We start from the raw sequence: 19,616 nt of genomic DNA, 5'->3' as shown, positions 1-19,616 counted from the left end.
ACTGCATCATCTGCGCTCGTGAGCATTTTTTGCGAAACACCTCGCGGCCCGACTTATCCTGGCCGTGCAGGTGGAAAGTATGTTTGCCGAGATCGATACCGATCAGTGCTGACTCGCTCGTGACGATGGCCTCCGAAAACAAAACACCCCGTGAAAGCATAGCCCTCACAGGGTGTTGGGGGTGACCATCTCATTAACCCCGGCATGGCCGAAGTCGGATTTTTGGTAAAAAAAAGGCCTGCACTGAGGCAGGCCGACAGAAGAGAACGCTATAAAAGAAAAGCTTGATATTTGCTCACTGAAGAACGAAAATTCACTCACTGAGCGAGTAATGATCGCTCAGTGAGCATTATTTAGGGCGCTTCCGCCCTAAACAAATCATTCAAAGGTAAACAGACATGACTTCAAAAGCGCAATTCATTTATGACGACGAACAGCAACCGCTGTTCGCGATTCTCCCCTATGCCGAGTATAAGCGGCTGCTGGGAGAAGACCAACCTGCTCCGCAAAAACCATCGCTCCTGAGCGAAGACAGGCTTTCGGTCCGCCTTCCAAATGGGGGGCCCGGAGCCCACATCGATCTACCTCGTTTTGTTGATTACTGGTGCAAGACAGGCCTTCTCAGCATGCCAATCAATCAGCGCGCAAAAAAATTCAACGAATTTGAAGTGACCGAGCTTATGTCTCTTGAGGGGCTGATCCGCGGCTGCTTCCTCAAAAAAGATTCGTCGTACCGGAACACCATGCAGGCAACGAACGACGTAATGGCGGCACTAGTTGAAACAGGCATGTTCAAGGAGGTCCGCTTCTATAAAGCGAAGCTTCGGAATAACGAAATTTTCAACCGGGCCGCTGCCTTGGTTCCCGATAATGACCCTCGGGCAATCGATGAAGATGATCCGCTAAGCGACTCCGACTTCCACAAGTTTAGCCGCACCGTAAAATGCATTGAGGGAGTGGAATCGGAGCTCGTTAAATTCAACAAAAAGCATCCTCACAAGGGCCTTAGCATCAATAATCATTGGTTTCGCGACCCCGCGTATAAGCCTTCCTTCCTGAGCTAAGAGAAAAAGGGTGTCCTTAGGACACCCTTTTTTATTTAATCAGTGACAGCCCGCGCATCACCAGGTAATCGGCGAACTGCGTCCTGCTCGGCGCATATGGCGGCGGGCGCATGCGTTGACCTGGCGTATCGCGATTGAGCCGTGAGCGCTGGCCATTCGGCTCGGTGCAGTGCGTCGGCTCTTCGATCTGGAACCCTTGCTCGGCGGCATACAGCTCGACCGCCAGCCGCACATGACCCCATTCAAGCTCAAAGGGTACGAATATCTCAGACAGCGTCTGGTATTCGATCTTGCAGTCACGCCTGGGCCAGGCCATTGCCTGGTCAGGATTGGCCTTGTGGCCCTTCCATTGCCGTCCGTTGACATCAGCGGCAGCGCGCAGCAGCAACTCGACCTGCTCCGCCTCTGCCATAGGTATCCGGAACCCGTAGTAGTCGCGGTAGAAGGTCAGCTTCTCCAGCGGCACAAAGCTGTTGGCGCGTGATCTGCCCTTCCCGTCCTCAACGATGATCTGCATGCGCTATCTCAACCTGATGGAGCGCCGAGTGTAACGCCTGCTCGGGTGAACATGTCGGGTTCTACTTCTTTCAGTTGCGCGAGGGTCAGCGGCTTGAACGATTTGTCGAGCTGCAGCTTGGCGAACTTCTCCAGCGTCAGCCCACCATCGCGGAACAGCTTGCCCCGGACAGGCCCAAGGGCGTGATCCTGGAAGCTCGCCGGCTGTGTCGCCAGCCACTCGTAATAGTTCAGGCCTGCGTCGACCTGGGCCCCGCCGTTTTCGCCCACCGAGGCGCCCGTAGCGTCCTTGGCGAACATCTCCGAAAGCCTGGTAGTCGGCACCGTTGTCGACCGGCAGTTGATGTGCGCCGGTGGCAGCGGCCCCTTGCCCAGGTCGAAGCGCATGCCATCCAGGCCCTTGCATTGCTGCGAGGTCTTGCGGTCGAGCGTCGACACCCAGCGATAGCCCAGTACCACGTCGCTATTTGCCTTCAGCGTCTCCATGCGTGCCGTGGTGGCAACATGCTGGATTACCGTCTGCACCACTGAGGCAGCGTTGCGGTTACTCACCGCAAGTACGCCGTCCGTGAAGTTCTGCGCTGCGGTACCGCGAATCGCCTGGATGATCTTCGCATTGGTCTGACCCTGGCCGAAGCCGAGCCGGATGGTGTTCGTGACCCGCATCGTCTCGGTCCGCGTCCAGCCGCTGACGAAACTCTTCAGCAGCTTGCCGCCATCGATGCCTTTCACCTGCAGCGGATAGGTGAACACCGCCGCACGGATAACCGTGTTGGTCGGCACCACCGCATCGATGGAGAGCGCGTTGCTCAGGCTGTTCGCCTCGAAGGTCGACTCATATAGAGCAATGTCGACCAGATCCGCCTGCACCAGGTCGCCGTAGGACTTGTAGATGTCCAGCAGCTTGCCGTCCACCCGGGCCAGGAATTGCTCAAGGCGATCCCGGCTGTAGGTGGTCAGCTCCTTGCGGGTCAACTGCTCCCGCACCAGCGTGTCGATCTTGGGAGTCAGCTTTACCGGCGGGTCAAAGGTACGGGGTATGCGGCATCCCCTACCGCTGGACGATCTACCTCAGCGCGCTTTGCATCGACGCCCGCGGCGACCGCTACAGCAAGTCAGTAGAGATCGCGCCCGATGGCGTCTACCTCTCCGACCACCTGGAAGACGTGATCGAGCACTGCTACAAGGAGCTGCGCGACTCGGCAAACCAGAGCCAGATGGTGGCCTCAGGTTGGATCGCCATTCCCGAAGCGATGTCGCTGGACGAGGCGCACGCCGCGCGGATCTTCGAAGCGGTAGGCGCCTGGCACCAAGTGAAGGTCGATTCATGCGCCGCATAGCCCGCACCCAGCAACGCAAACGACAAACCTGGCTCGCACTGCCGGCCAGCGGAATAGAAGAGGTAGGCCATGGCCAAGACTAGGCAAGAGCGATCAGCGAAAGCCGCCGAGAAGCGGATCGAATACGACGAGAAGGAGTTGCGGCACCGCTTACGACTGGGAGCGCGACAGAAGCTTGAAGAAGTAATGGCCTGGAACGATATCGAGGAAATCAGCGAGGCGGTGCAAAATCTGATTCTGAACGCTCATGCTCTCGGACCGACACCATCGTATCAAGCGATTCAGAGTCCGCGCCACAAAGTGCAGATTAGCGAAAACGTGGCGCGAATGTTTCGGAGTCAGAGCCTAGCCGAGCTGAGGCGTGATACGGGTGATGATATTGTGAATACAGATAACTAAAAAACTCAATAAAACGGCCCGGACAGTTTACCCGCACTACCACCTTCTGGAACGTTCATAACGTTGAAAAAGCTCGTGCGCTCTTCTGCATCATGAAGATCAAAGTTTGCAATATGGTGATATCCAGCACGCATCACCGGAGAGTACATCCTGCAGTTCAGCTCTTCGCTATTAATCTCAACACTTAACGCCGCTATATTTACGCCATATAACTCTTCAAGAATCACGTGCGTCGGATGTGGAAATCTTTGCTTGTACTTGTCATTATATTTGGGCTGGAAATACTTAATCAAACCCGCCTCTATCAATGCAATCTGCAAGTCCTTGGATAGATTCTGATTAACTGCTTCAAGGTCGCCCATGAAATCCCTATCATCGTCAGCATCAAGTGTCTTGTCCCGACCATTGAAAACCATCATAACCCGCGGCGGAGCGTATCTAAACAAAGCCAACAATACTTCCTTATCCGGGGCCTCATGATTCAAGTCCGCAAGCACAGTTTGCAATGTTGAGTGGCTTAAGAGACGATCCTTAGCAGATCTGCGCCCTTCAGCATATGACATGCCGACGTACTCTACTTCCAGATCCGTTATTTCAGAATTGTCAAAATCTGCAATAAAGCTCATCAAATGCGCTGGAATGGTGTGCACCACCTCACCATTATGAGAAAGATGCATTTTAGAGTGTGGATATGCGCTAACGGACAATGAAAGATCTGGATTCATCTTTCCCGACAGCTTGAACTCGGTATTCCTTTCAGATCCTTCAACCAAATACTTGAAAACACCGTATGTTGCTTCTTCCTCCACACGGAATCCGTCGGTTAGATAACTAAGTCGAGGACGCGAGAGAATCAAATAAATATGACATTCGTCAGCTAGTTCTTTGTTTTCATCTCCAGAATCGTCGATCGCCTTTAAATCTTTTGCATGGAGGATAAGAGATCCTGAAGAAAAGAAGCCCACGGACATATCCGTAAATTTACGCTGTCCAACTCCTCGAGTCCTTTTTGCCACAATGCTCTCCTAGTTAATTTCTTAGCCATCTGCCAAAAACAACTTATCTACGCACAGACATAAATACCCCAACCTAAACCAAATTGCCACCACCGGTCACGGAGGGCGGCGCCTGACCGGAGATAATCCATGAGCAACTACATGTACAAGACCACCACCCCTGCCGTGGTTGCCGCAGTAAACGCCTGGGGAACCAAGCGCAAAGAGTGGGATGACCAGCGCGCCAAGCTTGGCCAGGTGTTTGGTGGCGCGGCCTCGCCGATGCGGTCAGGCAATCGGAGCTATGTCGGTGGCGTGAAACTCAGTGATAGCCGCGACCTGGACGTGCACTGGTGCCGCCCCGATCAGTACGACTACCGCGCTCTGCGTTCCAGCGCCAAGCCGGCGAAAGGGACGCCAAAGGAAGCGCGCGCCGCCCAGGTCGCAGAGCATGAGCGCCTTTCGGCACTATGGAAGGAGCATTGCCCCGCCAGCATCGACATGGACGAGGCCTGGGAGGCGATCGGTTTGAGCCCAGGCGCGCTGTGGATGTGCGGCGGTGTGTTCTTCGAGCTGGATGGGGTCGTGTACCTGAATCTCGGCCTACGACTTGAGGATGGAAACGAGAGCATCGAGGGCGCCGCCGAGATCCTCGGCAGCGAGCTTGAAGCGGCGCGCCAGTCGGTACTTGGCCAGCGCAAAGCGGCCTGAACTTGTTTCAGATAGGACGAGTAGCGAATTTAGGCGCCCAACGGTCGTACAGTGTCCAAATGTTTCGCATGACGTTGTGAACATCAACGCTCGCTTTGTCATCAAGATCAATCCTGCCTTCGGCCGTCTTGATGATTTCAAGCATCGTTACATCGATTGAATGCTCGAAGTCTGCCTTCTTTAAAACACGCAGTTCGCTTACGGCTCTTTTGAGCCTTTCGTAATCAATACCTTGCGCAGTTGCCAAGGCCTCGACTGCGTTTTTCAGCGCGTAGTGAACTTCACTTTTGCCGTTCAACTTCCTCTCCTTCCGGCTCCATGCCGGTCACCCGTAATACCCCATATCAACGAACTGTGCCAGCCGGCAGCGCCCTATCGCCTTCCGTTCGTATCGGGAATAAAGCTACCCAAGAAAAAGATAGTCGCAGGCCCTATGAGCCAAGCGGTGATCGTTCCTGGACTGAAAAATGGCACGGCAATAGCAATTGCAAACAGCCCTATGCCTGTCCATAGCCGCTTACGCGGCGTGAACCACTCGCGGAACGCTTCAAGCTTTCTACTGGCCATTGCCAATCTCCCTGATAACCGACTCGAAAAGATTATCACTTCTATCAAACAATCACGCCAGCCGGCGAGGCAGGCGCACGCTTGGAGATAACCCATGAGCACTTTTGCAGTGTTTGGAATGACTCTCGATGTCGCCAAGACCGAGGCCCGCAAGAAAACAGCCGGAACCCGGAAGAACCCAAAAGCGCCCGGCGGCGTCGAGCCTATCCCCGATAGCTGAATGGCTGGAGCTGGTTGGCAAGCGCACAGAAAAGATTATGGGGGGGGCACGGTTCGCCAGTTATCGCCGCTCTTCGACGCTCCGCAGTACGCCGAGCAGTTCATTGAACTGGCCTGCAAGACCCTGAGGTGCCGAGACATGCAAATCAGGGCCAGGGCCGTGCTTGTGGACCTCAAGGGCAAGCCAATCATTAATCCTAAGACAAAAGCGCCGAAGGTCGGTTTTTCGGAGTGGCCGCCAAAACCTCATGGGCTGGCAGCATGATCAAACCGTAATTAGTCGAAGAGACACCCAGGGAAACGACTACGACTGATCACTGTTTCCTTCCCGGCGATTACGCCTTTTCTTCCAGAGGCATTTGTGTACGCTCGCAAGCTCTTCCCATCAGGCGCTGTGACTAAGACTTGATAGCTGTCCTCTGGTGCGCCGGCCGTTTTGGCCCTAGCGGCGATCATCGCATCAAACTGAAGCGCATCAAGACAGCAAACCTCTTGAGCTTCCACGCAAACCAAACCAACGAACACCTTCTGCTTTTGATAGTGCTGACCGGCCGCCTCAACGCTCTGAAGCTGCTCGGTGGTGAAGGTGAACTGATATTCCCCGGTAGGTTTTGGCTCCTGGCCATATTTCAAAAAAACGCAAGTATCTGCGTTGATCAGGAACGCATTATTCACATTTCCGCCGTTTAAACGGAGAGGATTGATTGCTGTGAAATTGTCGTTTTCAGCAATTTGCATCAGCGCGGCGCCGAGATTCTGGTGTTCTGTACGAATTTTCATCTGACTAATCCATGAGTAAGTGCGGATGAATATACGGCCAAGCCCTCGCGACATCAAACTGCCATTGCAACACTTCTAATCAAAAATCACGCCACCAGGCGAGGTGTCCCCTATGCCCGAGATCACCTACGGCTCCGTTTGCTCCGGCATTGAAGCCGCGACACAAGCCTGGCACCCGCTGGGCATGCGCGCCGCCTGGTTCGCCGAGATTGAGCCGTTCCCCTCGGCGGTCCTGGCCCACCACTACCCCGACGTGCCGAACCACGACGACATGACCAAGTTGGCCGCCCTGGTGCTGGCCGGCAAGATCCCGGCGCCGGACGTACTGGTCGGCGGCACCCCGTGCCAGGCCTTTAGCGTTGCAGGTATGCGCGAAGGCCTCACCGACCCGCGCGGTACCCTCACCATCAAATACGTGGAGCTTGCAGATGCAGTTGACTATGTTCGCGCCGGCCAGCGAAAGCCCGCCAGCGTTATCGTCTGGGAGAACGTCCCCGGCGTCCTCAGTGACAAAGGGAACGCCTTCGGATGCTTTCTAGGCGCGCTTGCTGGGGAAGACTGCGAGCTGCAGCCTCCAGGGAAGAAATGGCAAGACGCTGGTTGTGTGTATGGACCCAAAAGAACAATCGCGTGGCGGGTCTTGGGCGCCCAATATTTCGGCCTGGCCCAACGACGCCGTCGTGTGTTCGTTGTCGCAAGTGCTCGAGACGGGTTCGATCCCACCGAGGTACTTTTTGAGCGCGAAGGCATGCGCCGGGATACTGCGCCGCGCCGAGGCGAGAAAGCGGACGCAGCACTGACGGTGGCAGCGATGTCGACCACGCAGTAGCTGGCCATTTTCAGTCAACTGCATTTGGAGGCGGCGCCAACTGTGAACAGACCGAGGTAGCGACTGCTCTCAGCGCGCATCCTGGCGGCACACGGATGGATGCTGAAACCGAGACCTTCATAGTCTCAGCTCCTCTCACCACAAACCCATATGGCGACCACGAGAGTCGGGAAAGTCTTCTTGTCGTGGCGGGCACATTGCAAGCGAATGGGAAAGCGGCCGGAAGCGCAACCAATCAGGATGCCGAGCAGGGCCTGCTGGTGGTACATGGAACGCAAGACCCTGGCGTCAGCGAGAGACTTGCGTTTGCCCTGGGAAGGAACAACGGCCAGGAAAACGCAGTACTGGCTTTCTCCTGCAAGGATCATGGCGCTGATGCTGGGGTGATCGCCCCTACTCTTCGTGCAATGAACCATTCGGGAAGTCACGCGAACGCCGGTGGTCAGGTCGCGGCGTGCATCACTGGCGGTATCCCCCCTACGCTCAAGGCTGAAGGGTTTGATGGAAGTGAAGACGGTACCGGGCGCGGGCAGCCAATCGTTCCAGCTTACTCGACCAAGCTTCATCACACATCGGCTCTTGGAGCCGGCAAGTGGTACGAGGAATACACCGCCTCTCTGGACGCCTGCAGCCCTCCTCCTGCTCTGCTTGCGCCAACGCAGGTTCGCCGCCTCGTTCCCGTGGAGTGCGAGCGCCTCCAGGGCATGGCCGACAACTACACCCTGATCCCCTGGCGCGGTAAACCTGCCAGAGAATGCCCAGACGGTCCACGCTACAAGGCGATCGGCAACAGCAAAGCTGTCACCGTGGTTCGTTGGATCGGCGCTAGAATTATTCGTCAATTACTCCAGTAAATCTTCGTCCCAAGTTTCAATAATTGGCTCGGGCACAGTTGATGCAAGTTTCTTTTTACGCTCATCCAATAATTTCCGCATTTCATGCATAGGAAATTTGCGACCCTGCATCAAATCGATCAATATTTTGGAGATTTTATAAGTGCCACAGTATTGGCAGTCGATAACCAAATAGTCTTTGGTAGTTCGTTCCTCTAAAGCATCTTTTTCACAAACATAACATTTCATATCAAATCAAATCCCTTTGCTTTTTTTCAATTCTATCCATTTTTAGCTTGGAGAGCTCGCCATGCTTACAGAAAACCCAACCGCCGCGCCGCTGCAAGTGGAGCGATCGACAGTCACAAAGCTGGTGATCACCGGCGCGCCACTGCTGGACCCGATCACCGTCTTCCTCGAGGACTTCGGCCGGCGCGACTGCCCGACCGAATCCGATCCGAACTACCAGACCGCCCAGGGCAAGATCACCATCAACTGCTGGGACAACAGTTGGAATGCGTACTGGAGTGGTATGGGTCCGCGCACCGTCGCCGAGTTCGTCACGAACTACGGTTGGGACTATGTGCTGAATTGCCTGGATCGTGGAATCAGCTCAACCGTGTTCAGCGGAGACGCGCTGCACACCCTGGCCAAGAAGTGCATCGTGCAGCGCCGCCGGCAACAGACCGGGCGCCACGAATGGGAGCTGGGCGAGCTGAGCAAGGATGAAGCGCGCGAGCTTTGGCACGACATCGACTCATTGCGCAGTATCGAGAGCCCGAACGAATGCTGGTACCAGAGCAGATTGTTGACCGAGCTGTTCGGTGAGGAATGGCACTACCCGCTCGACGGCAAAGCTGTCGAAGAAAACCACAAGTTCACGTACCTGCGTCGGGTTGTGGAGGCAGTGCAGCAGTCGCTGCGCCAGGAACAGCAGGCCGGCATGACGGCTGTGAATGCCCATGATCTGGTAACGAGGGAGGCCGTATGAGCGAAGCCTTAACCACCCAATAGGTGCATTAATCCCATTATTTAACCAATCGAAGGTACGGTCGCTCCTTCGGTCCTAAAAGAAACTCTTTCTTGGTCGCGGCAAGCAGATTCGATAGTTTGTCGAGGTAGATGGAACATAGCTCATCTGTACTTAGATCCCTGAGTTCCTGCGGAATATTATCAGGCAAGCTATGAAACACCTGACGAAACTCTCCAATAGACTTGGGGATGCTGATGTAGTACTTGACCGACTCTCCGCCGCCCAAATCAACCTCCCACCCTGATCCGCCGGTCTGATCCCCCATAAAAAAAGAAGTGGACTCGAACGGCGGCTTTTCCAACTTTTCTAAATCATAGCCGTTAAAACTGTTGATCGATCCTGAAGCGGCAACATCTAAACGTCCCTGCTTCTCCAAGTTGTTTCTGGCATCTACGAAGTACCGCATAAGAGGATCAGCACGCATCTGATCTTGTAATGGTGCATACCAACTATTGAATCGAGATTCACCAACAATAGATCGCAGATTCTGTATAACAAATGTCACGGATCTTCCGAAAACCAATACGTTCCTCAAGCCGGCTGATCGCTCTGAGGGGTCGCCACTTTTGAGAACCTTAAGTCCAAAATAGGCGGTATCGAGCACTTGCTCAGCGCGTTTGATCGCGAGATTTGTCAACTCTACATCCATTTTTTTGGCCGGTTTTTTCCTAGGGTTTACGAATGTAACCCCGGAATTGAAAGGCCGAAAGAAAAACCTCCACTCCCCCTTCAAAGTCAGCCGCTACAGCGGCAAGGACGAAGTCATGCCTGAAGAAATTGCAATCAGTCTCAATCGCGCGGCGCGGGACGTTCTCGCCGAACGTAAACGCCAGGTTTCAGCCGAAGGCTATTCACTGCACCGCGATGACCTGTATGTGAAGGGCGAGCTGGCAGAAGCCGGCGCGACTTACGCAAGTCTTGCCGGAAAGCTGACAACCCGGAGCACGGCCTGGCCTTGGGGCCAAGAGACGTTCAAGCCAAGTGCCGATCGGCGCCGTGACATGGTGAAGGCTGCCGCACTGTTGCTGGCAGAAATTGAGCGCCTGGACCGTGTGGGCCTGATAAATCACTGGCCGGTGAGGCGGGACGAAAACGGAATGTTCCAACACCCCGACATGCCGGACTTTGAAGAGGGTGATGGCGATAAGTGCAAGGCCTGGATCGCTGACCAGGGCCTGAAAGTTCAGATGGTGAGCCTTGAATATGCAGACGAAGCGATTGCCACCCGCTACTTCGAATCCCACGACGCTGATTGCAGCTACTGGGAGCCTGAGCGCCCTGAAGGTGAAGGCTGGTTCTGCTTGGCCATCCATGACACCGACGACGGCCCGGTCTGCTGGTGGGCGCGCCGCGAGGTGACGCCATGATCGCAACGAAACTCACCCTGATCCTGCTGGCCGCTCTGCTGTACCTGGTCGGCACCGGCTACTGGTTCATCTGGCTCGGCCCTGACCTGCTCAGCACCGGCACCACCGAAGCGATATTCAGCGCATTCACCGGAACCTGTGCCTGGATGCTGATCACCTTCGGCCTGGTCATCCACATCATCAAGACAGCGCGGCCCACAGCGGGCGGCGGGAGGTAGTATGCAAGCAGAAATCCTGTCGGACGATGAACTCGCCGACCTCACCGGCTACAAACACCGCGCCCACCAGCGCAAGTGGCTGAAGGACCGCAATTGGGTGTTCGTCGAAAGTCGCGGCGGTCGGCCTTTGGTGGGTCGGATGTTTGCCCGTATGAAGCTGGGCATGGTCAGCCCCACCATTGTCGAAAACAATCCGCCGCCGGCACGACCGGTTTGGACGCCAGACTTTTCCAGAGTGAACTGATATGCGCCCCCGCAAGACAGAAAACAGGGACCTACCGCCAGGTATGGTGCGGCGCAAGCGCCCACGCAAGAACGGTACGGTGTGGGTGGGTTATTACTACAGGGACGCGAACGGCAAAGAGCTTCCGCTGGGAGGCGATCTCGATAAAGCCAGACTCAAATGGGCAGAACTTGAGTCCAAGGCAAAGCCGGCAGACCTGAAGATCATGAAGGGGATTTTTGACAGGTACGAGCGGGACATCATCCCGAAGAAAGCGCCGCGGACGCAGAAAGACAACAAGGCAGAGCTCAAGCACCTGCGCAAAGGGTTCGAGGCAGCGCCCATCGATGCAATCACCCCCTCCATGGTTGCACAGTACCGGGACGCCAGGACGGCGAAGACCAGAGCAAACAGAGAGATCGCCCTGCTCTCCCACGTCTACAACATGGCGCGAGAATGGGGCTTTACGGATCGGGAAAATCCTTGCGCCGGGGTCCGAAAGAATAAAGAGAAGGTCCGCGACTACTACGCCAATGAAATGGTTTGGAGCGCCGTCTATGGAAAAGCCCCACAAGAACTTAGGGACGCGATGGACTTGGCCTATCTGACAGGCCAGCGCCCGGCAGACGTGATCGCAATGAGGCGGGGGGATATCGAAGGGGATTACTTAACCGTGCAGCAGGGAAAAACAGGCAAGCGCCTCAGGATTCAAATGCAGGCAGGCGGCGTGAAGAACACCCTCGGCCTGCTCATTGAGGACATCATGGCCAGGAACAGTCAGCACAACTCGCAGCACTTCATTCTCAGCAGGACCGGGATGCGTGTCTCTCAACAAATGCTCCGTAACCGGTGGGATGACGCCCGAGAAGCCGCTCGCTCTTTGGCCGCCAGTGAGGGACGAGTTGATGACGCGGAGAAGATCCAACAGTTTCAGTTCAAGGATATCCGCCCCAAAGCCGCTTCCGAAATCACGGATATCGCCGACGCAAGCCTCCTGCTCGGTCACTCGGAACAAGAGATCACCAAGCGCGTGTACCGGCGCATCGGTGCGGTCGCGCAGCCTTCAAAATGAGCTAGTTTCGGAACTCCACCCCCTAAAGTTTCGGAACTCCAGCGCTTTCCCACAGGCAATAAAAAACCCCGTAGACGTTAATCTACGGGGTTCTTAAGAGTGGAGGCCGAGGTCGGAATCGAACCGGCGTAGGCGGATTTGCAATCCGCTGCATAACCATTTTGCTACTCGGCCTCAAACGATCAGTACCCTGGTTGCTGGCACTCACCGCATACAAACTTGAGTGGGCTATGTGAAGCGTGCCTCTACTCTAACTCATTGAATACATTGAAGTTTTTAATGCTTCATTGCGTTCGATGGGCGCCATTATGTACTCATTTGCTTTTGCCTGCAACCCCTTGATTTCAAAAAATATTCTGCCCTGGCATCAAGGGGTTGCGTGCGCGCCCTACTCTTTGATGACCTGCGATTGGTACTGCGGATCGGCCTTGATCTGCGCTTCGCTGAAGGGCAGCGGGCGGAGGTTTTTTTCGGAGAATGCGTGTGTCTGGTCCTTTGCGTATTTCGATGCAGGGTTGCTGGACAGGGAGAATGTCAGTAAGCCTTGGGCGCGGGGGCCGTTGGCGTCGAAGGTGACGATTTGCAGGTAGCTGCTGCCGCTGACCACTTCGCGTTTGCCATCGGCGCGGGGCACGGTTTGCATGGCGTTGTAGATGCCAAGCTGTTGCGGGCCGCCGTGGATTGGGGTCTGGCCGGAGACTTGTAGGTCGCCCCAGCGGCTGTTGGCGGTGAGCCCGAGTTGGCCGGCCTCGACGGTCGAGGCCAGCATGGCTTCGCGCAGGGCCTTGGCGACGGGCGCTCGCTCGATGGCCAGGCCGCGTGGGGTGGTGAGGGGTTGGGCCGGGTCGAAGGCGACACGCCAGGCGTCAGGGCTGTGCTGCAGGTGTTGCATCAGGTTGATGAAATGCACCAGGCCCAGGCCGCTGTCGAGGTTGGCGCGCTGGTCCCAGGTTTGCAGGCTGGCGCACAGCGGTTGCAGCGTGGCGGTGTCGGCGCCGAGGTGCTTGGCGCAGAATTCGAGCAAATCGGGCATCACCTGGCTGGCGAGGTAGACCTGGTTGTCCATCACCATGTTTTGCAGGTCGGCAACGCTGATCGGCCGGTTGTCCAGCGACTGCAGGCGTTGCACGGCGAAACGTGCGCGGGGGCCGAGGCCGGTGTTGTCCTGGCTGATGACCGGGGAAAAACCGGTGAGGGGCGCCTTGGGGTTGACCATCCAGGCCGAATCGTTGGAATGCTGCACGTAGTCGGTACGTTCCAGTTGCGGCAATTGGTCGGCCGCGAAGATCCCGGCTTGGGCAGCGCGCGGGTCGACGTCCCAGGCGCAGGCGCTGCGGGCACCGTCGAGCACGATCAATTGCAGGCCGGCCCGTGGGTCACTGCATTGCGCGAGTTTGGCCGCGTTGACGTTGGGCACCACCGACAGGTTCATGAACAGGCTCTGCCCCTGGTCATCCGCAGCCAGGGTATTGACCCACGGGATGCCTTGCAGGGTGTGTACCGCGGTTTGCAGCTCCTTGACGCTGCCGGCGCGATTCATCGCGTACCACTGTTGCAGCACGCGGTCGTTGCCCAGGTTGGCATCGCGCAGGCTGAAGGCGTAACGGTTGTTCCAATCAAGCTTGCCAGGCCATTGCACCACCGGGCCGAATTGCGAACGGTAGACGGTATGCGCCTGCTCTTTGAGGCTGCCATCGGCTTGTTTGACCTGCACCGTCAGCGTGGTTTTATCCAGCGGGATGGATTTACCGTCCAGCAGGTAGCGCGTGGCATCCTTGGGATCGAGGGTCAGGCGATACACGGTGAAATGCTTGGACGTGTCGACGGTATGGGCCCAGGCCACATGCTGGTTAAAGCCGATATTCACCAGCGGCAAGCCCGGCAGTGCAGCGCCCATCACATCCAGCTGGCCAGGGATGGTCAGGTGCATCTCATAAAAGCGCATGCCGCCGATCCAGGGGAAATGCGGATTGGCCAGTAGCATGCCGCGCCCGTTGAATGAGCGGTCACGGCCCACGGCGACGGCGTTGCTGCCTCGGTCCAGAGTGAAACGCTGTTGATGCGCAGCGGCCAGCTCAAAGGCCTTGGCATCGCCCAGTCGATGGGCGGTGGTGGTGGGCGGCGTGGCGCCGACAAGGGCTTCGGCGAATTGGCCGACGCCGCCTTCCACCAGCAGCCTGCGCGTCAGCTTGATCACATCCTGCGGCGTGATCGGCCGTACCCACGCCGCCTGGCACTGGGCCGGAGCGCCCTGCTCTGTCAGATAACGGTTGTAGCCGGCGACGTACCCTTCGATACGCTGCTGGATCGGTGGGCTCTGCGCCGCCCAGAACGAGGCCACCGCCTCTGGCGTATTCAGCCAGGCAAAGAACACATCGCTGGTAACGTTGTTGCGCTCCTCCAGGGTCGATTGTTCAGGGCCAAAGAACCTGGCGCGCTCTCCGCTCACCGTAACCACCTCGTTGGCCAGCAGGCACAGGTTGTCCTGGGCATAGGCGTAACCGATGCCGAAGCCCAGGCCGCGCTCATCACTGGCGCGGATATGGGGCACACCGAAACTGGTGCGTCGGATGTCCGCCGCCGCATGCACCACCGCCTCGCGCGCGGATGCGGCCAGGCTCACGCCCAGCAACAGCGCCGTCACACACACCCTGGACAACCCGTTACAAATAATCACGCAGACCCCACCGTCAGATTAAACCGCCTCACAGGGCAATCACCCCAACGTAAGAACGCAACAGCCCGCGAATAATTTAGGTACGAATGCGGCCGCGTCATTTTCTGCGCTACGAGGGTGGCCAGTCCAAGTGCCGATGGCCTCCGTTACACATACTGACAACCCGCACCGCCCGCAAGCGGAACACAAGCACCTGCTTTCAACACCCAAACGAGCGCCTTCATACAAAGGCATTCGTCGGCAAGGACTGCCTCACCGTGTGAAAGAAGGTACTCAGCATGACATCCGTCACCCTAACCTCCGGCTCGTCCCAGCAACCTGTTTACCCGCTGTTGCCCACGGCTTTAGCGACCGACGACATGGCTCCGGTCGCAGACCCGCCTACAGAGCAAGAAGTCGACAGCAATGACAACCGCCAGGCCCTCAAAACCGCATTGGCACACAAGCGCAATCTGCAAACACTCGCCCGCCAACTCAAGCAGGCCGCCCAGTCACTGGCACCGCAAGCCAGCGCCGAAGCAGTGCTGCGCGCACTGCAAGAAACCCTGATGGACGTCGATCCAGACTCGGCGCTTCAGCATCAATCGCCGCAGAAAATCAGCCTTGAGCGTTTCATCACACACCACGGCACGTACATTCCGGCCACGCGTGAAGACCTTTTCGACATGGCCGACGCACTGATCAATCATTCGTTGTCGCACCCATTGGGCAACTTGGGCGGCGGGCTCAGTTGGGCATTGCCGCTGAGCGTGGAACACCAGCGCGTGGTGCGCGACGTCGTTGCCGACAACACCGAGAAACTGCCGGGCCTGCCCCTTTTCGACGCTCGGCGCGGAGCATTGGGGTATCTGCTGGAAGGTAATCCGCTATCCGGTACCGAGCTACAGGACCCGGCCAAGGCACTGGAGAAACTCCTCGATACCCCCAAGGCGCAGGAGCTGGGCCAGGCGATACAGGCCAAGGTCGGCGGCATCGCGACCGATACCAGCGCAAACGACTATGTACTGAGCGCGATCCATTTGGGGCTGGACCCCGAATCCATCGAACAGCCTGGCAGAAATACCGTCGCGGGCTTCAACCTCGCTGCCGAGAGCCACTGGGGCATGTCGCCAGCCAGTATGATCAGCGCACTGGCCAAACACCTGAGCGACAGCGGCAAGACTTCCCTCGCTAGCGCGGATCTCGGCGCCAGGTTGCTGCTGGCACGGGTGGCGCCGCAATATCTGGTCAAGGATATTCCCGCCACGGTGGTGTACGGCAGCCAGGCATGGGCCAACTTGTGCATCGCCGTGGCTGCGATTGAAGCCCAGGCACCCGGCAAGGCAATGCACATGGATTTTGCCGAAGTCATGCGCCATGCCGACTCAATAGCACCGGCGGGTGAAGCGGCGCAGAAGGCCGCCTTGATCGATTGGGGCGTGGTGAACGGTTTTCTCTACGCCAAAGACGATGCGGCGTACAACAACGCAGAAATCGAGTACACCCGCGAAGCCTTCAATACCCAACACAGCGAATTGAGCGCCGCGTCCAAAGAAGTCGGCGCGACACTGCCCAGCCGCAAACAGATGGCGCTGGATCTGCTGAAAGCCACCTTCGGCGAACGCGGTGACTTTGAGGATCGCGTGTTGCACATCAATTATAAATCCAACGACCCCAAGGCCCCGCGCTTCAGCCAAGCCTATTCGATGCTCGACATCACTCAGCAGGGGCTGGAAATCGACGCGCAGAGCTGGCTGGTCAGAGGCGCGCGCGCCGACATCGATCTTGAGGCGTTTGCGCAGTTCACCCGAAGCCCGTCTTTCAATATCCCGCAGGCGTTCGACACGGCATTTACCAACGCGCTGGACACTATCAAACAGGTAAAAAAATACTCACTCATCAGTGCCATTGACCGCCTGCCGTTGGCCGATCGAACACGCCTCAATTATGGAAAAATCAGTTTTTTCAAGGAAAACGACTACCGCACCAGCTTGATTCCTTTCGCCCAAGACAAGCTCTTCCACACCAGCCCAAAGATCCTCGTACACAGCGAATATCAAAACAGCCATCAGACATACGAATTCGATACCACAACCGGCATCATCTCCAAGGTTGACCAGGGCAGGATCAGCCGGCCCCACCAATACGTGTCGGACGAAGTCAACAAAATCGAAGCGTTTCATCCCAATCGCTCAACCCACAACTACGACGCCGAAGAAAAGGAACCGCAATACCCCACCTTCAACACGTTCCAAAGTCCGCGAACGCACTACATCGCCGACGCACTGATCAAGGCGTTGGGGTTTGATGAGCCTGCCGTCAAGCAATACGCCGCAGGCGAAACCCCGGACGAGGCGCGACGCGAATGGGTGAGTTCAACAACGGACGCATTATTGAACCTGATCCCCCTCCGCTCGGCCATCACCCACTTGCGCAACGGTCACTACAAGGACGGCGCGATTGACCTGGCGCTGGATATATTTGGCTTTGTGACGGCCGGGTTGGGCGCTACCGCAAAGCTCGGCAAGGCAGTGACAAACGCGGGTTCAACCCTGGGTGCCTTGGCGCGCGGCGGCAAAATCCTCGGGGTCACCGCACTCAACGCCTTCAACCCGTTGAGTGGCAGCGTTGACCTGGCGGTGGGTGCAGGCAGACTTGTCACGGATGGCATCAGCGCCAGCGCGCAAGGCATCCGCAAGCTGCGCGGCACTGCCAACGGCCAGTCGCTGGTCATCGCCAGCAAACGTTACGAGGCCGCCGCAACAGGCGTTTTACAGGTGGGTACGCAGCAAGTGGAAGGCTCGGCCATACGCCAACACGGTAAATGGTATGCCTTCGATTCAGACGCCATGCAGCCTTACGGGCCCGCACTCGACGCATTCACCCCTACCCATACGCTGATGCCGCCCTCACCCACTGCCCAACACCCGGGGCGATCGGCTCGCGATCATCGCTTCAACCCGCTGAGCCGACCGTCACGTCCGCCACTCAGTCAACCGCCGGCTGGGCTGCCAGTCGAGCCGGTGCGTAAAATCGACCATTTGCCCGACGCCGAGTACGTGAGCAGCATTCGTGGCCGCCCCATCGAGGGCCATTTCACCCCCAGCAGAAAGCAGGCAACCCATGAGAAATTCGCCCAGGAAATGCGCGATTTTTATACACACATGGCCGCAAACGGGCTGCCCCCCCGCCCCGAGTTTCCAAACATTCCCGCGCCAAAGAAAACGAGCGATGTGATTGCCGATGCTTTTCGCACGGCGCCTGGCCTGGTATTCGGCGAATCCCACAGCAGCTTGGCGGCTTTCCGAACTTTGTATGACAACGTCGATGTGTTTGTTCAGAACAAGGTAAAAAAGCTATTCGTAGAAGGTCTGGTGTACGACAAAATCATGCGCTGGAAAGACGATGGCATGGGCCGGATCGGGCTCATATACCGCCCTCCCAACCAACGCCCGACCCTGGGCGAACTGTTGAAGAAATTCGAAGACAACGGGATCGAAATCGTACCGCTTGACCATTTTTACCTGACGCGGCACAACGACGAACGCCACCTGTTCGGCGGCCCCATCAAGACGCCTGCGCAGGCCAAACGACGACTCGAAGAGTTCAACTACTACGCCACCCGCACCATCGAGCAACACGCAGGCGAGGACAAGTGGGTTGCCCTGGTAGGGCGCCATCATCTCAATACCACCCAGAATGTTCTGGGCCTCTCCGAATTGACCGGCGCCACCGGCATCGCCGTGTATGGAAGAGCCGGACGCGTTAACTACGGCGTTCGCTCGGCAGACCCACGCCCCGGCCCCTCGGGCACCCTCACCCCTGCGGATGACTTGACCGGCGACCTGCAGATTTTCGCCGGCGAAGTGTGGCCGGTGTGACGGGAACAGCAGCCAGAAGACGTCTATCCAGAGCGATTGCAATGTGACAAAGCGGATACCGACAAATTTTCTACATCCGGCACTTCATGATTTGCATCGCTCGTTCGTCTTATTAGGTAACAGCGCCATCATTTTCCTGATCAGGCTCTGATAAGGAGTTTTTTGCATGTACAACTCGCAACTGCCCACGGACGGACATTCACCGACCGCCGAGGCCGCTCATGGCAGAGGCGCCCAAGCGTTCGGCAGCGCACCTGAACAGCACGGCAATCAGCGCATCCGCCATTTGCTCAAGTGTTTTGGTTTGCGCACCAGCCTGATCCGGCTGAAGGTCATCGACGCCCTCCTCACCGCCGCCGACAACCAGCGCACCCTTGGGGTACGCGGGGTACACAGCCATTTGCTGGAGCTGGGCATCCCGTTGTCGTTTCTCAGCGTGCGCGAGGTACTCAAGCGCCTGTGCAGCGAGGGCGTGATCACCCTCAATGCCGACAAAAGCTACAGCCTCCATGAAGAGGCTGCCAAAGTGCTCGAAGGCCGCGCCTGACCCACGCAGCAGAATCAGAAGTTGGGCTTGACCTTGCGCCGCATCACACCGTTGATCACGACCACGGTGACCGCCACCGCAATGGCGATGTACTGGAACGTTTTTTCGCTGATAACCCCGGTGTTCTGCAAGTAGGACAGGCCAAACATCGTCCCCAGTACGACCAGGGAGATCAGAATCGAGTATTTCAAACGTTGCTTTTGCGTCATGACGGGTTCCTGAACCTTAAGAATGTATCCACTTTGTATCGCCGAACATGCCAAATACATACCCGCTGGCGGGGATGGAATCGGGTCGGCAGGGTCTCATGTTACAGGCGATGAAAAACTTTGGCTTGCCCGTCGCCTGATTCAATCTATGAGTACC

At 57.1% G+C, this 19,616-nt stretch carries 21 protein-coding genes, 1 tRNA gene and 1 pseudogene; 13 read left to right on the top strand and 10 right to left on the bottom strand.

All coding sequences use genetic code 11. The features are described 5' to 3' along the window. Positions 1-398 precede the first annotated feature (398 nt). Positions 399-1,064, top strand: coding sequence for a hypothetical protein (locus tag ACP7E3_RS16480; RefSeq protein WP_128191392.1), 666 nt, complete (start codon positions 399-401; stop codon positions 1,062-1,064). A 31-nt stretch (positions 1,065-1,095) separates the two neighbouring features. Here ACP7E3_RS16480 and ACP7E3_RS16475 read toward each other — a convergent pair whose 3' ends face one another. Then, a complete protein-coding gene (locus ACP7E3_RS16475) occupies positions 1,096-1,581 on the bottom strand; it encodes a DnaT-like ssDNA-binding protein (RefSeq protein ID WP_128191391.1) in 486 nt (161 codons plus the stop codon). Between the two features lie 8 nt (positions 1,582-1,589). Continuing rightward, a complete protein-coding gene (locus tag ACP7E3_RS16470) occupies positions 1,590-2,555 on the bottom strand; it encodes a minor capsid protein (protein ID WP_236255049.1) in 966 nt (321 codons plus the stop codon). On the opposite strand from ACP7E3_RS16470, the gene ACP7E3_RS16465 reads away from it, so the two are divergent. Then, positions 2,507-2,920, top strand: coding sequence for a hypothetical protein (locus ACP7E3_RS16465; RefSeq protein WP_422047617.1), 414 nt, complete (start codon positions 2,507-2,509; stop codon positions 2,918-2,920). The genes ACP7E3_RS16470 and ACP7E3_RS16465 overlap by 49 nt on opposite strands. 69 nt (positions 2,921-2,989) lie before the next feature. Further along, the gene (locus ACP7E3_RS16460; protein WP_128191389.1) at positions 2,990-3,319 is read left to right on the top strand and encodes a hypothetical protein; all 330 of its coding nucleotides are present in this window, start codon (positions 2,990-2,992) and stop codon (positions 3,317-3,319) included. A 5-nt stretch (positions 3,320-3,324) separates the two neighbouring features. On the opposite strand, the gene ACP7E3_RS16455 is transcribed toward ACP7E3_RS16460, so the two are convergent. Next, complete coding sequence (locus tag ACP7E3_RS16455; protein WP_164886988.1) at positions 3,325-4,335, bottom strand: hypothetical protein; 1,011 nt, start codon at positions 4,333-4,335, stop codon at positions 3,325-3,327. Positions 4,336-4,464: 129 nt separating this feature from the next. On the opposite strand from ACP7E3_RS16455, the gene ACP7E3_RS16450 reads away from it, so the two are divergent. After that, entirely contained in the window at positions 4,465-5,025 is a 561-nt protein-coding gene (locus ACP7E3_RS16450; protein WP_128191387.1) for a hypothetical protein, read from the top strand. Between the two features lie 7 nt (positions 5,026-5,032). On the opposite strand, the gene ACP7E3_RS16445 is transcribed toward ACP7E3_RS16450, so the two are convergent. Beyond that, the gene (locus ACP7E3_RS16445; RefSeq protein ID WP_128191386.1) at positions 5,033-5,323 is read right to left on the bottom strand and encodes a hypothetical protein; all 291 of its coding nucleotides are present in this window, start codon (positions 5,321-5,323) and stop codon (positions 5,033-5,035) included. A 363-nt stretch (positions 5,324-5,686) separates the two neighbouring features. On the opposite strand from ACP7E3_RS16445, the gene ACP7E3_RS16440 reads away from it, so the two are divergent. Further along, on the top strand, positions 5,687-5,812 hold the full coding sequence (locus ACP7E3_RS16440; protein WP_262381830.1) for a hypothetical protein: 126 nt from the start codon (positions 5,687-5,689) through the stop codon (positions 5,810-5,812). 275 nt (positions 5,813-6,087) lie between these two features. On the opposite strand, the gene ACP7E3_RS16435 is transcribed toward ACP7E3_RS16440, so the two are convergent. Beyond that, a complete protein-coding gene (locus ACP7E3_RS16435) occupies positions 6,088-6,591 on the bottom strand; it encodes a hypothetical protein (protein WP_128191385.1) in 504 nt (167 codons plus the stop codon). A 112-nt stretch (positions 6,592-6,703) separates the two neighbouring features. Between ACP7E3_RS16435 and ACP7E3_RS16430 the strand changes: the two are divergent. Next, positions 6,704-8,274 (top strand): annotated as a pseudogene (locus ACP7E3_RS16430) (DNA cytosine methyltransferase). Positions 8,275-8,563: 289 nt separating this feature from the next. Beyond that, positions 8,564-9,244, top strand: a complete 681-nt coding sequence (locus ACP7E3_RS16425; protein ID WP_128191383.1) for a hypothetical protein — start codon at positions 8,564-8,566, stop codon at positions 9,242-9,244. Between the two features lie 37 nt (positions 9,245-9,281). On the opposite strand, the gene ACP7E3_RS16420 is transcribed toward ACP7E3_RS16425, so the two are convergent. After that, a complete protein-coding gene (locus ACP7E3_RS16420; protein ID WP_128191382.1) occupies positions 9,282-9,935 on the bottom strand; it encodes a hypothetical protein in 654 nt (217 codons plus the stop codon). 448 nt (positions 9,936-10,383) lie between these two features. Here ACP7E3_RS16420 and ACP7E3_RS16415 point away from each other — a divergent pair, with 448 nt between their 5' ends. From ACP7E3_RS16415 to ACP7E3_RS16400, 4 genes are read left to right on the top strand one after another with little or no spacing between them, the layout of a single operon-like run. Then, entirely contained in the window at positions 10,384-10,653 is a 270-nt protein-coding gene (locus ACP7E3_RS16415) for a hypothetical protein (protein ID WP_128191516.1), read from the top strand. After that, positions 10,650-10,871 (top strand): hypothetical protein, encoded by a 222-nt coding sequence (locus ACP7E3_RS16410; RefSeq protein ID WP_128191381.1) that lies wholly within the window; start codon positions 10,650-10,652, stop codon positions 10,869-10,871. Before ACP7E3_RS16415 ends, ACP7E3_RS16410 begins: the two co-directional genes overlap by 4 nt. 1 nt (position 10,872) lies before the next feature. Further along, positions 10,873-11,115 carry a DUF4224 domain-containing protein gene (locus ACP7E3_RS16405; protein ID WP_128191380.1) on the top strand — a complete coding sequence of 81 codons (243 nt, stop codon included), beginning with the start codon at positions 10,873-10,875 and terminating at the stop codon, positions 11,113-11,115. A gap of 1 nt (position 11,116) precedes the next feature. Continuing rightward, positions 11,117-12,166: a tyrosine-type recombinase/integrase gene (locus tag ACP7E3_RS16400; protein WP_426123721.1), complete on the top strand. Its 1,050-nt coding sequence runs from the start codon at positions 11,117-11,119 to the stop codon at positions 12,164-12,166. A gap of 100 nt (positions 12,167-12,266) precedes the next feature. Here the strand turns inward: ACP7E3_RS16400 and ACP7E3_RS16395 are convergent. The 3 genes from ACP7E3_RS16395 to ACP7E3_RS16385 all read right to left on the bottom strand — a co-directional run bounded on the left by ACP7E3_RS16395 (position 12,267) and on the right by ACP7E3_RS16385 (position 15,532). Next, positions 12,267-12,340 (bottom strand) — tRNA-Cys (locus ACP7E3_RS16395). A gap of 214 nt (positions 12,341-12,554) precedes the next feature. Further along, positions 12,555-14,843 (bottom strand): acylase, encoded by a 2,289-nt coding sequence (locus ACP7E3_RS16390; protein ID WP_426123719.1) that lies wholly within the window; start codon positions 14,841-14,843, stop codon positions 12,555-12,557. A 491-nt stretch (positions 14,844-15,334) separates the two neighbouring features. Beyond that, the gene (locus tag ACP7E3_RS16385) at positions 15,335-15,532 is read right to left on the bottom strand and encodes a hypothetical protein (RefSeq protein ID WP_132849935.1); all 198 of its coding nucleotides are present in this window, start codon (positions 15,530-15,532) and stop codon (positions 15,335-15,337) included. Positions 15,533-15,607: 75 nt separating this feature from the next. Between ACP7E3_RS16385 and ACP7E3_RS16380 the strand changes: the two genes are divergently transcribed. Together ACP7E3_RS16380 and ACP7E3_RS16375 are read left to right on the top strand one after the other, a co-directional pair. Further along, complete coding sequence (locus ACP7E3_RS16380) at positions 15,608-18,703, top strand: membrane-targeted effector domain-containing toxin (protein WP_426123717.1); 3,096 nt, start codon at positions 15,608-15,610, stop codon at positions 18,701-18,703. A 166-nt stretch (positions 18,704-18,869) separates the two neighbouring features. Further along, on the top strand, positions 18,870-19,250 hold the full coding sequence (locus tag ACP7E3_RS16375) for a hypothetical protein (RefSeq protein ID WP_017846378.1): 381 nt from the start codon (positions 18,870-18,872) through the stop codon (positions 19,248-19,250). A gap of 14 nt (positions 19,251-19,264) precedes the next feature. On the opposite strand, the gene ACP7E3_RS16370 is transcribed toward ACP7E3_RS16375, so the two are convergent. Next, positions 19,265-19,459, bottom strand: a complete 195-nt coding sequence (locus ACP7E3_RS16370) for a hypothetical protein (RefSeq protein ID WP_017846379.1) — start codon at positions 19,457-19,459, stop codon at positions 19,265-19,267. Between the last annotated feature and the right edge of the window lie 157 nt (positions 19,460-19,616).

The organism is Pseudomonas sp. PSPC2-3 (genome assembly GCF_049898265.1).
Classification (GTDB): Bacteria; Pseudomonadota; Gammaproteobacteria; order Pseudomonadales; family Pseudomonadaceae; genus Aquipseudomonas; species Aquipseudomonas veronii.
Note: the sequence above shows the minus strand (reverse complement) of the source record. Positions and strands in the feature narration are given on the sequence as shown.

Excerpts from the sequence above, each read along its gene's own strand:
- ACP7E3_RS16480 (WP_128191392.1), top strand. The coding sequence starts at position 399 with ATGACTTCAAAAGCGCAATTCATTTATGACGACGAACAGCAACCGCTG.
- ACP7E3_RS16475 (WP_128191391.1), bottom strand. The coding sequence starts at position 1,581 with ATGCAGATCATCGTTGAGGACGGGAAGGGCAGATCACGCGCCAACAGC.
- ACP7E3_RS16460 (WP_128191389.1), top strand. The coding sequence starts at position 2,990 with ATGGCCAAGACTAGGCAAGAGCGATCAGCGAAAGCCGCCGAGAAGCGG.
- ACP7E3_RS16450 (WP_128191387.1), top strand. The coding sequence starts at position 4,465 with ATGAGCAACTACATGTACAAGACCACCACCCCTGCCGTGGTTGCCGCA.
- ACP7E3_RS16440 (WP_262381830.1), top strand. The coding sequence starts at position 5,687 with ATGAGCACTTTTGCAGTGTTTGGAATGACTCTCGATGTCGCCAAGACC.
- ACP7E3_RS16435 (WP_128191385.1), bottom strand. The coding sequence starts at position 6,591 with ATGAAAATTCGTACAGAACACCAGAATCTCGGCGCCGCGCTGATGCAA.
- ACP7E3_RS16425 (WP_128191383.1), top strand. The coding sequence starts at position 8,564 with ATGCTTACAGAAAACCCAACCGCCGCGCCGCTGCAAGTGGAGCGATCG.
- ACP7E3_RS16420 (WP_128191382.1), bottom strand. The coding sequence starts at position 9,935 with ATGGATGTAGAGTTGACAAATCTCGCGATCAAACGCGCTGAGCAAGTG.
- ACP7E3_RS16415 (WP_128191516.1), top strand. The coding sequence starts at position 10,384 with ATGTTCCAACACCCCGACATGCCGGACTTTGAAGAGGGTGATGGCGAT.
- ACP7E3_RS16410 (WP_128191381.1), top strand. The coding sequence starts at position 10,650 with ATGATCGCAACGAAACTCACCCTGATCCTGCTGGCCGCTCTGCTGTAC.
- ACP7E3_RS16405 (WP_128191380.1), top strand. The coding sequence starts at position 10,873 with ATGCAAGCAGAAATCCTGTCGGACGATGAACTCGCCGACCTCACCGGC.
- ACP7E3_RS16400 (WP_426123721.1), top strand. The coding sequence starts at position 11,117 with ATGCGCCCCCGCAAGACAGAAAACAGGGACCTACCGCCAGGTATGGTG.
- ACP7E3_RS16385 (WP_132849935.1), bottom strand. The coding sequence starts at position 15,532 with ATGATTGATCAGTGCGTCGGCCATGTCGAAAAGGTCTTCACGCGTGGC.
- ACP7E3_RS16375 (WP_017846378.1), top strand. The coding sequence starts at position 18,870 with ATGTACAACTCGCAACTGCCCACGGACGGACATTCACCGACCGCCGAG.
- ACP7E3_RS16370 (WP_017846379.1), bottom strand. The coding sequence starts at position 19,459 with ATGACGCAAAAGCAACGTTTGAAATACTCGATTCTGATCTCCCTGGTC.